Genomic DNA, 14,384 nt, shown 5'->3' with positions numbered 1-14,384 from the left:
ATTTCCTCCGAACTAATGTTTGAGAACGCGAGACAAGAATGTCTTCGTTCTTTCATTTTGAGGATTATCGAAGAAACTATTGGGCTCTCCGATCTCCGTTATCCGGCCATGGTCGATGTAAACGACGCGATCTGCAACTTCCCGGGCAAAGCCCATTTCGTGGGTCACGATCATCATTGTCATGCCTTCGGAAGCGAGTTCGCGCATCACATCGAGAACCTCGCCAACCATCTCCGGGTCGAGCGCGGAGGTCGGCTCGTCGAACAACATGATGTAGGGATCCATGGCGAGCGATCGAGCGATCGCGACGCGCTGTTGCTGTCCACCGGAAAGCGCGGCCGGATATTTTAGCGCCTGATCCTTTAGCCCTACCCGGTCCAGCAATCGCATCGCTTTTTCCTCAGCTGCCGCGCGCGGTTGCTTCCGGACTCGGATCGGCGGCAAGGCAATGTTTTCGAGAACGGTCATGTGCGGAAACAGATTGAACTGCTGGAAAACCATTCCAACGCCTTTTCGGATGTCCTGCAGAGCCTTGTCGTCCCCAACAGCGCGTTCCTCGGCGAGCGGCATGCGGAATCCGTCGACGACGAGATTGCCGCCTTGGTATTGCTCAAGTCCGTTGACGCAGCGGATCAATGTAGACTTGCCGGAGCCACTTGCGCCGATGACGACAATGACCTCACCGCGAGAAACAGACAGATCCACATCCTTGAGAACATGAAAGTGACCGTAGAATTTGTTCAAGCGCTCGATCTGGACGATCGGTGCGGACGCGCTCGGAATGTGCGATCCGTTCATTTTTGGGCTCCTTTTCCAAGATGCTGTTCGAGCCTTCGCGCCATGAAGGTGATGACGCTTCCAATCGTGAAATAAGCGACGAACAGAAAGACATAGATTTCATATGTTTGGCCGCTGTTTTGAGGGTTCGCGAGGATCATCTGTCCCGCCCGCAGGAAGTCGGTCAGACCGATGATGAAAACGAGTGGGGCGTAGTTGAAAATGTCGAGCACGTTCCCCACGAGACCCGGCAGGGCGACACGCATTGCTTGGGGCAGAATAATTAGGCGCTTTACGTCCCCGTCGCTGAAGCCAAGTGCTTCGGCGGCTTCGACCTGACCGCGCGGCACAGCTTGCAGACCGCTTCGAATGTATTCCGCCGCGTAGGCAGAATAGAACACCACGAAGCCTAACAAGCCTCTGATCACGTCCGGCACTTGCCAGGATGGAAGCAACAACGGGAGCGAGATCCAGATCCAGTACACGATCAGAATGAGCGGAACTGCACGCATCAACTCAATGTATCCGGTCGAAAGGGTCCGAATGCTCCCCACTTTACTTTGCCGGCCGAACGCGAGGAGAATGCCGATAGGAATGGTCAGAGCGGCGGAGAAGATCGTCAAAAGGACCGACAGCAACAAGCCGCCCCAGTTCGATGGCCCTACTGGTGTAAGGATAATGACGACCAAACCAAGCAAGGCCGTCGATATTTTTCCAGTATGGGCGCGAAGCGACGAGACACGGCTTGCCGCGATCCAGACGGCCTCGAAAGCGACGGTCACGACCACTGTGGCTACCGCTGCTTCTGTCGACACGCTAGCCGCGAGCAGGATGATTGCGACAGCGCCAAGCAACGCAATGATCATGCGTTTTCGATTGATCGGCATGGCTGTCCCGCATGCGAGACCGAAGATAATGCCCAGCGTTCCTGCCGCCACCCAGGCTCGCCAGAGTTGATCGGCAGGGAACACGCCGGTCATCAGAACTTTGGCGCTCGTTTGGATTACGGTCCAATCGGCTATCGCCAGAACCCAATACAAAAACGAATACACGACCCAAATCATCGTCGGAACGACGACGAGCGTAAGCGCTGTGTCAAAAGGCTTGGCGAACAGGTTAAATCGGAGCCACTTCAATGTATTTTCAGCGGTCATCATCGTACCCCCGGAATTTCGAGCCTGTTGTTGAGCACATTGACGACTACACTGATCGAGAGGCTCATCAGCAGGTAGACGAGCATGACGATAATGACCCCCTCCAGGCTTCTACCCGTTTGGTTGGCGACGGTGCCATAGATGTTGAAGAGATCGGGAAAGCCTATTGCAATACCGAGCGACGTATTCTTCGCCAGCCCTATGTATTGATTTCCGAATGAGGGGAGAACGACACGGAAAACCTGAGGAAGAACGATATCCCTAATCGTGTCGTGCCGGGAAAAGCCCAACGAGCCGGCTGCCTCCCACTGCCCTTTCGAGAGATTTTCGATCGCTCCACGCACGACCTCACCCAGATAGGCCGAGCTGTTTATGGTGATGGCGATCAGTATCGCAGCAAATTCCGGCGTAAGTGCTACTCCACCCGTTGCCCTGAAGCGCCCTACCTCAGGTAGTTCCAAGGACAATGGAAACCCGAGATATAGGGTGCCGACGATGAGCAGCGCGGCGATGGTCAGACAGCCGATGCGGTGGTTTCTTTTCCGGTCGAGTAAAGCATACACGCCCATGACGGCAGCCAGAAGCAGCAAAAATATGGTGAGGCTGCTGGCATTCTCAGAAGCAACGATGGAAGGCACCCAGAGCCCCTGCTGGCTGATGACGGCGCCGAGGAGATGCGGCGCTTCGGCCATCGGAGGAAACTGGAGAACAACTGCCACGTACCAGAATGTAAGTTGGATCAGGAGTGGCGTATTGCGCACGAACTCGACGAAATAGAAACAGATCTGGCGGATGAGCCAATTCGTCGAAAGCCTGCCAACTCCAAGGAGGATGCCAATCGTCGTGGCGAAAATAATGGCCAGAATTGCAACTTTTAGCGTGTTAAAAAGGCCGGCCACCAAAGCCTGCGCATTTGTCATCTCGGACGAAAAGCTAACCAGTCCAAAAGGATCGGTGAAATTGTAGGTCAGGCCCTCACTGATTTCGAAACCCGCACTGGTCGATAGGTAGTTGAAGCTGAAGGCGATTCCGCGCGCTGCCAGGTTGGACCTGATCGCGTAGCCGAACGCGATGAGGACCAAAAGCACCGCAACGACAATCGCAATCTGAACAAATTTCTTGCGGAGGGCACGCGCCCTCAGATTTTGCCGATCAAGCGGATCGGAGACCGGGAGTGAGCTTGCGACGATCATCAGACGCTCCATTTCAGCAGGCGGGCGGAAAGCGCGACCGGCCACAAGCCAGCCGCGCGGAGAGAGTCTTAGTTCCAGAGCGGCGAAATCATCGCACCGCCATCTTTTCCAAGTGCATTTGGCGTACCTTTGCGGTCGATGTAAAAAGGCGTCTTTGGACCAAGATTGTGGTCATAGACTTCGCCGTAGTTGCCGACCTGTTTGATGACCTGTGCAACGAAGTCGGCCGGGATACCGAAATCGGCTCCGAACGTACCCTCGACGCCGAGGAACTTCTTCATTTTGGGATCGGAAGACTTCTTGGCTTCGTCGATCTTGTCCGAGGTGAGACCATCTTCTTCGGCCTGGATCATGGCAAACGTGATCCAGCGAAGAGCATTCCTCCAGCGGGAATCATTGGCGACAACGAAGCCAGCGAAGGGCGACTTCTCAAGGATTTCCGGAAGGATGAAGAAGTCATCCGGCTTGGCGGAATTGCCGCGCCATGCGGCCAGAGCCGACTTGTCGGTGAGCATTGCATCACAACGACCGCTGCTTAGCGCGCCGAAGAGCTTCTCGAGGTTTTCGTAGGTTAGAACCTGGTTCTTCCAACCCTTTGCCTTGAGGAGATTTGCGATCGTGGCCTCAGTGCCCGAGCCCTGCGTTGTGCAGAGATTGGCTCCCTCGAGCTCGTCGACTTTCGCGACCTTCGACGCCGTTTTGACCATGATGCCCGTACCATCCCAGAAGGTAATGGGTAGGAAGTCGATAGTGATGGCGGACTCGCGAGCAGGTTTGACGGTCGTATGGGCAAAGACAACGTCGACCTGTCCGGTCTGAAGCGCGGTGAAACGGCTCTTGTCGGTCACCGTGACAAAGTTCACCTTGCTGGCATCGCCGAGCACGCCTGCGGCGATTGCGCGGCAGAAGTCGACGTCGAAGCCCTCCATTTTTCCGGTCTTGGTATTTAGATAGCCGAAGCCAGGCGCAGTATTGTCGGTACCGCAGTTGAGAGTTCCGCGCTGCTTGACTGTGTCCAACACAGTTGCGCTTGCGGGCGCTCCAACCATAAGAGAAATAGCAGCGGCAGCCAGTGAGATAGCGATTTTCATGTAGTTCCCCTTTCTTCCGGATTGTCCGGTTACGATAATGGTCGGCTGCAAGCGCTAATTCTTGTTCTGCGTCTCTTCTTTTTCGTAGGCGGACGCCTGCATTAACTTAATGGTAAGTTGACGGATTTGCATAAGTCTAGTTAAATGATTTAATGTTATTCGTAAGCAAAAGTGTTGAATTGTGTTTGTGCTCACGAATGATGCAATGACTTCAACAGGATCGCCTAAAATATGGACTTTCAGAGGCTCAAAACGCTCCGAGAACTTGCAATCAGGGGCACTATGGCCGCTGTCTCTGACGCGATAGGAATCTCCCCGTCGGCCGTCTCCCAGCAGATTTCCCTTCTTGAAGAGGAGGTAGGAGCAACACTGGTGGAGCGACGAGGGCGTGGCGTTGGCATTACACCGGCGGGACAGGTCTTGGTGCAACACGCAGAACGCATGTTGACGGTCTTGGAAGAGGCGAGGACAGACCTTGCTGAAATGAAACGCATTGTCGCCGGAGAGCTAACGCTGTCGTCATTTCCGTCGATCGCGGCAAGTTTGCTGCCGCCGACAATTCGGCAGCTTCAACTAGACTATCCAGCGCTGATCGTATCGGCGGTCGAAATGGAACCGTTGGTGAGCTTGGCGTCACTGCGAAGCTGGCAGGTCGATTTAGCTATTATCGATGACCTGACCTTAAAAGAGGACAAAAACCCCGAAAACTTGGAAGTCTTTCCGATCTACGATGATCGCATCGTCGCCGTTCTCCATAAGTCTCATCCTTTGGCTGACAAAGAGAAGCTGAAGCTGACAGACTTGAAGGATGAATTCTGGGCCATTGACACTCGCCCGAACACCTTTTCGGACATCATCTTTGCAATGTGCGAAGCGCGTGGATTTACGCCGAAGATAATAGGAAGGTTCGACGCATTTGACGTGATCTCAGCAATGGTTGCTAGTCGCTGCGCGATCTCCGTCCTGCCTCAAATACGGACTTTACTCCACGGCGCGGAGTTGGTTACCCGCCAGTTCAACCCACCGATCAAGCGCTCCATACTGCTTGCTATCCGCAAAGGGGAGTCACGAAGGCCGGCCGTAAAGATCGTTGTGGAGGCCTTGCGCAAGGGAGCGGAAAATATGCCCATGACGTCACCGAACGCCATTGGGGCGATTGCTGTGTAGCGGTTCAGAACGCGGGATCGGTCCGCTTGCAGTTGTGCAGATGTGTTGCTGAACCAGCAACGCATCGTTCCCCATGCTCGGACTACAAATTGCCTCTACTCACTTCATACTCTGCGGCGACGCACGACAAGAAAAACAACTGGTGCGCGACCGACCAGAGGAAGAAAAAATGAATAGAGCTTCAATATCGGCAGGTAGCTGGTGGCTTCACGGCATAGTCCTGGCCATCGTCGTAGTTGCGGAGATTATCGGGGTCCGGAAGGTTCCGATCGGTATCGGAACGGTCGTGTTCCTACCCATCCTCTACGCATTCGCCATGGGCATCGCGCTCAACCCACACATCCTAAAGAAAACCGCTACGCTTGTCCCGCCGGGCGCAGTCAAACTTTCGGGCACTATGATCACAATCGCGATCATGCCCTTCATCGCGAAATTCGGAACGACAGTCGGGCCCCAGATCGAGAAAATCATCGAGGCCGGCCCGGCGCTCGTCCTGCAGGAGATCGGAAATCTCGGGACGATCCTCATTGCATTCCCCGTAGCGGTTTTTCTCATGCGCATGGGGCGCGAGGCAATTGGCGCAACCTACTCGATCGACCGCGAACCGAACCTTGCCCTGATCGCTGATCGTTACGGTCTGAATAGCCCCGAGGGCGCAGGCGCGATGGGTGTCTACGCCACCGGCACGCTGATCGGTACGTTCGTATTCGCGATCATGCCGCCACTTGTCCACGCGCTGGGATGGTTCGACTATCGCGCCCTCGCGATGTCCTGCGGCGTCGGCTCAGGCAGCATGCTGGCAGCCTGCACAGGCGGGCTTGTCTCTGTCATGCCCGAGAACAAGGACCTCATCCTGGCGCTCGCTGCCGCCAGCAACATCCTCACCTATGCGACGGGTCTCTACGTCGGTCTATTCGTAGCCCTTCCCCTGACGGAGTGGCTCTACAGGAAATCGCGCCCACAGGACCCCGCCAACGTCGCGCTGACAGGAGAGAAGATATGAGCACGAATTCAGCCCAGAGCTCGTCAGTCGAGCACAGTTTGCCTGCGGACGGCGAAGACGAGCGCAAGATCGACGTGATCAGGTATTCAGGTCTCCTGCTGATCGCATCGGCGATCGGTCTTGTTTCCAATTGGGTGGCCACGGGTGCCGACCCGCTTACTGCTTTGCCAGGCATGGCCGTCCTCTACATCGTCTCGGTCGCAGGTCTTCTGCTTGCCCGTTTTGTTCCATTCTACCTCCCAAGCGTGGCATGGACGTCGCTGCTTGCCATTCTCGTGACCATCCCTGGCATTCCAGGCTCGGCCTGGGTTCTGGCGCAGGTGGAAGTTATGAACTTCCTGGCGCTTGCGACGCCCGCGCTGGCATATGGCGGTCTTGCCCTTACCAAAGGCGAGTTCGACATTGCGAGGAAGTCTGGATGGAAGATCGTCATCGTCGCGATCTGCGTGATGTTGGGGACGTATCTGGGCTCGGTCGTTATCGCGGATATCACTCTGCGCATCGGCGGCCAATAGAACCAAATGCGGCTGTCCTCTGAGACGGCCGCATCCCATTTCAGGAGACCCCGATGCAACAGTGCGTTCCAAGCGAGGAAATCGATGAGGCGGTCAAATGGCGGCATCATCTGCACCAAATCCCCGAACTGGGCTTCGAGGAACATGAGACGGCAGGCTTTATCGCGGCCCGTCTTGTCGAGTGGGGCTATTCCGTCCGGACAGGCTACGGGAAAACCGGCTTGGTTGGAACGCTCAGCCAAGGCACCTCATCTAAGGCAATCGGCATCCGCGCGGACATCGACGCTCTTCCGATTTCGGAGCAGACCGGACTTTCCTATGCCTCCCGCACGCCCGGCATCATGCATGCTTGTGGCCATGACGGCCATGTCTCCATGGCGCTTGCCGCCGCACGCACCTGTAGCCGACTGAACTTCGACGGCACAGTGCATTTCATCTTCCAGCCCGCCGAAGAGAACGAAGGCGGTGGTAGGGCGATGGTCGAGGACGGTCTGTTCCGGGACTTCCCGATGGACAGCATCTACGCCCTTCACAATTGGCCGGCACTGGAGCTCGGCCAATGCGTGGCCAGGGATGACCAGATGATGGCGGCCTTCGGGACGTTCGAGATCAAGATAAAGGGCCGTGGCGCCCATGGAGCAATGCCGCATGAAGGTGCGGATCCGATCGTGGCGGCATCGCACCTCGTATCCGCGCTTCAGAGCATTGCGAGCAGGAATGTCTCACCCCTGCAGTCCGCAGTCATCTCCGCGACCCAGATTCACGGAGGCGATGCCTGGAACGTGATCCCGGAGGATGTTGTCATACGCGGAACGACCCGATGGTTCGAGGAAGACGTCGGCGCGAAAATAGAGGCGCGTATCCGTTCTCTGGCGATGTCGGTCGCGGCGGGCTTCGATTGCACGGCAAAGGTGGATCATCTCTTCAGATATCCCGCCACAATTAACGATCCGCGATGCGCTGAGATCGTCAGGAATATTGCATCCACGATGCCGGGAATCAACGTCGCAGATGCGCTGCCGAGCATGGCTGCGGAAGATTTCGCCTTCATGCTCCGCGAAAAGCCAGGATGCTACTTCTGGCTTGGCGCTCGAAGGCCAGGCAAAAATCCGGGGCTTCACTCGGGATATTTCGACTTCAACGACGACCTCCTACCCTTGGGGACCGAGATGTGGGTCTCGCTCGTCGATAGCCAGCTCAAGGCGATATAGCGGGTCTCTGGGTGTTGCTCCAGCAGCAACGCGCGTTGACAGTAGATGTCCTCTGTCACAGGATGCCTTGATGGAGACCCTTGATGCCAAAGCGCTGCGGATGTTTATGGCTGTCGTTCGCTTCGGTTCAATCCGCAGCGCGGCGGAACATCTCAACGTGGCCCCGTCCGTCGTCAGCCGGCAGATCGCCGACACTGAGAAGGACATCGGCCTCCTTCTATTTGACAGGACAAGCCGGGGCGTGGGGCTGACCGACGCCGGAGAGCTGGTGTTTGAACACGGCAAACGGGTTCTCGAAGACAATGGTCTCCTGTCGGAGCAACTTGACCAATTGCGTGGTGTTCAGCAAGGCCGCATACGGCTGTGTTGCGGCGAAGGCTTTCTCGGGGACATGATTGAACATGGGCTGAAGTCATTCGTGACGGTGTATCCAACCATCAGGTATGGCGTACAGTTGGGAAGTACCGAGAACGTTCTCGACAGTGTGGCCAACGGCGATACGGACATCGGGATCGCCTACAATCCGGTCATCGATACTCGCATCCGCTCTCTTGCTATTTCCCGACAGCCGCTTTGCCTTGTCGCTCCTCTGGGCCATCGCCTGTTGAGCAGACCGCAGGTGTCGCTCGAAGAGTGTCTTGCGAGTGCTCAATATGCCTTGCTCAGCAAAGGGCATGGGGTCACTCAGCTGGTCGGGCGCGTAGCCGCGGATAGCGGCGTGGCCGTCGCGCCTTTGATCGACACCCCGTCAATCGACGTCCTGCGCAGATTCGTGACCGCAGGCCTCGGCGTTACGTTCCTCCCGAGGTTCGCCGTATCTACCGAGCTCTTGCGGTCGGCGCTCGGTGTTGTCGAGCTCAGCGATCCGCTTCTTTCTGAAGCCAGTGCCCACCTGATGGTCAAGGCGCGTCGTCGCCTGCCCACCTCGGTGGATCGGCTGGCAGGATACCTCGCCGCTGAAATGACTGCATTCAAAGCCTGATGGGCGTTGCTGCACCCGCAACGCATTGTTCCCGGACATCTCACTACCGAGCCGCCTAATTTGATGAGAACGTCACTCCCGAAATGATCGTCAACCGATGCGACGTGGCATCGGAACGGAAGATAAAGGAGTTCGACCAATGTCGGATACGAAGCAGGAAACGGTGGGAGTTATTGGTCTCGGCAGTATGGGCCTCGGTATGGCTCAGACACTCGCGGGAAAGGGTTTTCGAACACTCGGTTTCGACCTGTCGGATGGCCGAAAGGCGCTGGCTCAGAAATCAGGCGTTGTCCCGGTCGATGCCATCGGTGATGCCTTCAAGGAAAGCACCTTCCTCGTATTCTCGCTGCCGACAGCCAAGGACGTCGCCGGCGTGGTGAACGAACAGATCGAAGGCCTGAAGAACCGAAACGGTCAGCGGGTCATCATCATCGACACGTCGACCTCAGAGCCTGATGTGAGCCGTGAGCTGGCGGCGAAGCTCGCCTCGCTTGGTCACGGCTTTCTGGACGCGCCCGTCAGCGGCGGACCATCCGGCGCTGCGTCCGGCAAGCTGACGATGATGATCGGTGGCACCGACGAAGACGTCGCTCTCGCGAGGCCCGCCATCGAAGCCATGGCGGCAAAGGCGCTGCACGTCGGATCGAGCGGTGCCGGCAATGTCGCAAAGCTCGTCAACAATCTGCTCGCCGCAGCGCATATGCTCACGACCAGCGAAGGTCTGAAGCTCGCCTTGGCAGCCGGGATCGATCCCGAGGCCGCGCTGCGCGTCCTCAACGCGGCCTCGGGGCGGTCGATGATCAGCGAAGTGCATTTCCCCACCTGGATCATGTCGGACAAGTTCGATAGCGGGTTTTCAATGGGGCTGATGCGCAAGGACGTCCGTCTTGCGAGCGAACTGGCGGCCCGGACGGGCGCCGACCTGCCGATGGCCGAGCTCGTCGCGAAGCTTTGGTCCACATCGACGGACCTAAAGGACACTGACGACTTTACGCGCATGGGCGCTTTCCAACCCTCTTCAAACTAAGGACAGATGTTATGGGCGTAGATATCATCAGCGATCCGGGTCCGCGCATCCGCGAAATCCTCAACGGTTTCGTCGTGACGGAGGAGATCGGCAGCTTCGTCAACGGCGAGATAGTCCTTGGTTCGGGTGAAGCACTGACCTTGACCGATCCGTCAAGTGGCAAACCGTTCGCGACGTTCAAAGACGCCGACAAGTCGGTGATCGACGGCGCCATGGACGCCGCCGCCAACGCGCAGCGTGAATGGATGAAGCTTACTGCATCCGGTCGTGGGCGGGTGATGAACGAGATCGCGCGCAAGATCCGCGAACGTTCCGCCGAGATCGCTGAAATCGAAAGCCGGTCCGCCGGCCGGCCGATCCGTGACATCCGTGGCGAAGTCGTCAAGGTCGCGGAAATGTTCGAATATTACGCCGGATGGTGCGACAAGCTGCATGGCGACGTCATTCCCGTCCCTACATCTCACCTCAACTATACGCGCCAGGAACCGATCGGTGTCGTCGTACAGATCACGCCCTGGAACGCACCGTTGAACACCGGCGGATGGCAGATCGCTCCCGCCATCTGCGCAGGCAACGCCGTCGTCATCAAGCCGTCCGAGTTGACGCCCCTCAGCACCATCATTCTGGGGCTCCTCTGCGAACAGGGCGGGGCGCCTCGAGGTCTGGTGAACGTTATCGCCGGGCAGGGTGTGACCGCAGGTCAAGCAGCGGTAACTCACGCCAAGACGGGCATCGTCGTGTTCGTCGGATCTGCCCATGCCGGATCGCTGATCGCGGCGGCGGCAGCCAGGAACGTGGTGCCGTGTATTCTTGAGCTCGGCGGCAAATCGGCCAACATCGTTTTCGGCGATGCGGATATCGACCGAGCTATCCTTGGGGCTCAGTCAGCGATCTTCGGCGGTGCGGGACAAAGTTGCGTTGCGGGCTCGAGGCTGCTCGTGCATCGTTCCATCCACCAACAGTTCGTCGAACGCTATGCGGCGGCAACGGAGAAGATTCCCGTCGGCGATCCCTATCTCGATACGACGCAGATCGGCCCGATCAACAATCTCCGCCAATGGAACAAGATCAGCGAGATGGTTCAGCAGGGTATCGGTGAAGGCGCGCATCTGGCGACCGGCGGTCGCAAGCCCGAGCAGCTTGAGGAGACGGGCGGCTACTATTTCGCGCCGACCATCCTGGACAACGTCTCTCCCGATGCGACAATCTCGAAGGAGGAGGTCTTCGGACCGGTTGTAGGCGTGACGCCGTTCGACACAGAGGAAGAAGCGATCGCCTTAGCCAACAACAATCCATACGGACTGGCGGGGGCTGTTTGGACGCAGAACGTTGCGCGCGCGCACCGTGTAGCTTCGCAGGTTCGCGCGGGGACGTTCTGGATCAACGGTTACAAGACCATCAGTGTGATGTCGCCCTTCGGCGGTTTCGGCAAGAGTGGCTATGGCCGCTCAAGCGGTAGGGACGCGCTACTTGCGTATACGCAGACCAAGAGCATTTGGGTCGAGACCGCGGCCGAACCGACTGTCACGTTTGGCTATTTCGCAGGCTGATTGACGAAGAGCCGGCTAATAGCCGGCTCTTCTCTTTTTTTGGGCACTTCGCTGCTCGGTCTATGGGAAACTCAATCCTGGCGAGGCGGCTGTTGTTTCTTTCGGTGTTCGACCTTTACAAAATTGGAATCGGTCCATCGAGCTCCCACACCATGGGGCCGATGACGGCGGCAGCCCGTTTTCTTGACGAAGTGAAGAACGGCGACTGGCCCCGCTACAGGGACGCGAAGGTCCGTAGATTGAGCGCGTCTCTGCATGGGTCGCTGGCGTTCACGGGCGTCGGCCATGCCACTGACAGAGCCGTGGTTTTCGGATTGTGCGGCCTGCTTCCTTCTACAATTGATCCCGACGAGATGTCATCGATCGACAAATGGGTGCGTGAAAGCAAGCGGGTGGCGCCTCCGGGTCACCCCGAGTATGTTTTCGATCCGGATCTCGACCTGGTCATGGACCGAAAGACTGCTCTGCCGGGACACGCCAATGGCATGGCGTTCGAGGCGCGGGACGGAGACGATCGCCTTCTTTTGCGCCGCGTCTATTATTCGATCGGCGGAGGCTTTGTACTGTCGGAGGATGAGCTGAACTCCAGCAAGGACGGGAAATCGCACGAGTCTGAAACGAAAGTCCCATTTCCATTCGCCTCCGCCGATGAAATGCTACTGATGGCGCACTCGAGCGGACTGTCGATCGCCGACATGAAGCGCGCGAACGAAGAAGTCTTCATGTCATCCGAAGAATTGAATAGAGGTCTCGATGCGATCTGGCATGCGATGACGTCCTGTATCGACCGTGGTCTCACTCAGGAAGGCATTATGCCTGGTGGCCTCAAGGTTCGACGTCGCGCCCGGATTCTGTTCGAACGCCTCAACGACGACACCAAGCGCAACCTACTGAATCCCCTCGTCGCCAACGACTGGCTCTCTGTATACGCCATCGCGGTCAATGAAGAGAACGCCGCTGGAGGCCGTGTAGTGACGGCTCCGACAAACGGTGCTGCTGGCGTGGTGCCCGCTGTGCTGCGATACTACATGCACTTCCACGATGACGCGGACGACAAAGGTGTTCACAATTTTCTGCTTGCGTCCGCTGCTATCGGCGGGATCATCAAACATAAAGCGTCGATTTCGGGGGCCGAAGTCGGCTGCCAAGGCGAGGTGGGGTCGGCCTCGGCGATGGCAGCTGCGGGACTGGCTGCTGTCATGGGAGGTACTTCGCAGCAGATCGAAAATGCGGCGGAGATCGCCCTCGAACATCACTTGGGAATGACATGTGATCCTATCGCAGGTCTGGTGCAGGTGCCCTGTATTGAGCGAAATGCTCTCGGGGCGGTGAAGGCAGTCACTGCGGCATCACTTGCGATTAAGGGCGACGGGACGCATTTCGTGCCACTGGATGCCTGTATCGAGACTATGCGGCAGACGGGCCGAGACATGAACGAGAGATATAAAGAGACTAGCCTTGGTGGCTTGGCAGTGAACGTCGTGGAATGCTGAGCAAATAATGTTTCTGGACTGGCGACGTACGTCAGAACATCGTTTGTGGCTTTAACTGCCTGCCGCGATCGCAAACCCAGAAACGCTCTACACGGAGGGGCGGCGTCTTCTTCCCCGCCGTTTTCGGGTTAGCATCTCGGTTAGATCGAGCGGAAAACGATCTTCTGACCCACCAAAAGCGGAATGACTTAGAGCGAATTAGTGAAAATTCCGGCTTTTCACCTTCAGCGTATCGATGTGCAAATCGGGGACTTATCCCGAGCCCGATACTATGCCGAGCCCATTCCCTAAAGCCCGAGATTTCCGGTAATCCAGGATCAAAAGCTCGGCATAGTTTGAAGGCGTTGGAAGACCAGGCTCGGCCCGAACCGGTCATGGCATCGGCTCACGCTTCGGCCAGCATTGTAAAGGAGCCGGGAATAGTTGGGTCTTTCCAATCGGGATGCTCGTCGAGCCTTGCAATCCTAAACCCCGCGTTTACGGCTGCAGTCACGATCTCTCCCAAAGTCCAGAACCGGTACATACACCTCCCGAGACTTTCGCCGTCTTGGGCGGGGTTCGGAACGTCCGCCTCGATCAGGTCCGTCTGGAAGTAGTGGTGCGGGCCTTCTGGCCAGTACAGTTTGCGTTGAATGGGATGAAATTCATTCAAAAGGAGAGTGCCACCATCTGTCGCAAGCTCTCGCATCACTTGGAAAAAGCGGTTTAAGTCTTGGTGGTAGTGAAGAATGCCAAGCTCAAGCACCAAGACGTCGAATTGGCGATTTCGGCCGAGTCCATCTGCCTTCAGGACATCACAGAGAGCATAATCGATAACCACACCCGCACATGCTGCGAGTTCAAGAGCAAAGCGCCTGTTGTCTTCTGCAAAATCGATCACAAGAACATCCGCGCCCAGATGGGCCAGGGCGACCGCAACGCGTCCATGCGAGCCTTGCACATTGCAGATGCGCTTGCCCGCAACCTCCCCAAGATATGGCAGGAGTCGCCGGAGAACCTGCCCCGGTTCAGCAACAATTCTCCGCGCCTCGGCCTCCGGGCTACCAAACGCCGATAGCCACGCGTCAAATCGTTGAGCGTTCCAAGCATGGCGGTTCGCTTCGGTTCTTTCGTCGGATGCTTCGCTTGTCATCGCTCAACACTATCGTGAGTTCAGATGTCTGCAAATGGCGCTCTACTGCCTAGTGAACGTTCCTCGATGTTTGGTGCGCTCGGCGTGAC

13 protein-coding genes are annotated in these 14,384 nt (G+C 57.2%); 8 read left to right on the top strand and 5 right to left on the bottom strand.

Translation table 11 applies throughout. From position 1 onward, the window contains the following. Window positions 1–12: 12 nt before the first annotated feature. From MOV76_RS02615 to MOV76_RS02600, 4 genes are all read right to left on the bottom strand, one after another. Entirely contained in the window at window positions 13–798 is a 786-nt protein-coding gene (locus MOV76_RS02615; protein WP_258719693.1) for an amino acid ABC transporter ATP-binding protein, read from the bottom strand. After that, window positions 795–1,931 carry an amino acid ABC transporter permease gene (locus MOV76_RS02610; protein ID WP_247263739.1) on the bottom strand — a complete coding sequence of 379 codons (1,137 nt, stop codon included), beginning with the start codon at window positions 1,929–1,931 and terminating at the stop codon, window positions 795–797. The genes MOV76_RS02615 and MOV76_RS02610 overlap by 4 nt, the downstream gene beginning before the upstream one ends. Beyond that, window positions 1,931–3,124: an ABC transporter permease subunit gene (locus MOV76_RS02605; protein WP_247263738.1), complete on the bottom strand. Its 1,194-nt coding sequence runs from the start codon at window positions 3,122–3,124 to the stop codon at window positions 1,931–1,933. The genes MOV76_RS02610 and MOV76_RS02605 overlap by 1 nt, the downstream gene beginning before the upstream one ends. A 68-nt stretch (window positions 3,125–3,192) precedes the next feature. Beyond that, window positions 3,193–4,215: a transporter substrate-binding domain-containing protein gene (locus tag MOV76_RS02600; RefSeq protein ID WP_247263791.1), complete on the bottom strand. Its 1,023-nt coding sequence runs from the start codon at window positions 4,213–4,215 to the stop codon at window positions 3,193–3,195. Window positions 4,216–4,446: 231 nt separating this feature from the next. Here MOV76_RS02600 and MOV76_RS02595 point away from each other — a divergent pair, with 231 nt between their 5' ends. The 8 genes from MOV76_RS02595 (at window position 4,447) to MOV76_RS02560 (ending at window position 13,163) form a co-directional block, all read left to right on the top strand. Further along, window positions 4,447–5,382: a LysR family transcriptional regulator gene (locus MOV76_RS02595; RefSeq protein ID WP_258719692.1), complete on the top strand. Its 936-nt coding sequence runs from the start codon at window positions 4,447–4,449 to the stop codon at window positions 5,380–5,382. Window positions 5,383–5,551: 169 nt separating this feature from the next. Then, entirely contained in the window at window positions 5,552–6,385 is an 834-nt protein-coding gene (locus MOV76_RS02590; RefSeq protein ID WP_247263736.1) for a DUF3100 domain-containing protein, read from the top strand. Further along, window positions 6,382–6,900 carry a hypothetical protein gene (locus tag MOV76_RS02585; RefSeq protein ID WP_247263735.1) on the top strand — a complete coding sequence of 173 codons (519 nt, stop codon included), beginning with the start codon at window positions 6,382–6,384 and terminating at the stop codon, window positions 6,898–6,900. The genes MOV76_RS02590 and MOV76_RS02585 overlap by 4 nt, the downstream gene beginning before the upstream one ends. Window positions 6,901–6,953: 53 nt before the next feature. Beyond that, window positions 6,954–8,111: a M20 aminoacylase family protein gene (locus tag MOV76_RS02580; protein WP_247263734.1), complete on the top strand. Its 1,158-nt coding sequence runs from the start codon at window positions 6,954–6,956 to the stop codon at window positions 8,109–8,111. Between the two features lie 70 nt (window positions 8,112–8,181). Continuing rightward, window positions 8,182–9,093 carry a LysR family transcriptional regulator gene (locus tag MOV76_RS02575; protein WP_247263733.1) on the top strand — a complete coding sequence of 304 codons (912 nt, stop codon included), beginning with the start codon at window positions 8,182–8,184 and terminating at the stop codon, window positions 9,091–9,093. A 97-nt stretch (window positions 9,094–9,190) separates the two neighbouring features. Then, window positions 9,191–10,120, top strand: a complete 930-nt coding sequence (locus tag MOV76_RS02570; protein WP_258719691.1) for an NAD(P)-dependent oxidoreductase — start codon at window positions 9,191–9,193, stop codon at window positions 10,118–10,120. An 11-nt stretch (window positions 10,121–10,131) separates the two neighbouring features. Beyond that, window positions 10,132–11,670 carry an aldehyde dehydrogenase family protein gene (locus tag MOV76_RS02565; RefSeq protein WP_247263731.1) on the top strand — a complete coding sequence of 513 codons (1,539 nt, stop codon included), beginning with the start codon at window positions 10,132–10,134 and terminating at the stop codon, window positions 11,668–11,670. A gap of 92 nt (window positions 11,671–11,762) precedes the next feature. Continuing rightward, entirely contained in the window at window positions 11,763–13,163 is a 1,401-nt protein-coding gene (locus tag MOV76_RS02560) for an L-serine ammonia-lyase (protein WP_247263730.1), read from the top strand. Window positions 13,164–13,548: 385 nt separating this feature from the next. On the opposite strand, the gene MOV76_RS02555 is transcribed toward MOV76_RS02560, so the two are convergent. Next, window positions 13,549–14,295, bottom strand: a complete 747-nt coding sequence (locus MOV76_RS02555) for a bifunctional 2-polyprenyl-6-hydroxyphenol methylase/3-demethylubiquinol 3-O-methyltransferase UbiG (protein ID WP_168279079.1) — start codon at window positions 14,293–14,295, stop codon at window positions 13,549–13,551. Between the last annotated feature and the right edge of the window lie 89 nt (window positions 14,296–14,384).

The sequence above is a fragment of the Rhizobium sp. PRIMUS64 genome, assembly GCF_023006465.1.
GTDB lineage: Bacteria > Pseudomonadota > Alphaproteobacteria > Rhizobiales > Rhizobiaceae > Rhizobium > Rhizobium leguminosarum.
The sequence above is the reverse complement of the archived record's forward strand: the minus strand, read 5'-3'. Positions and strand labels throughout refer to the sequence as shown.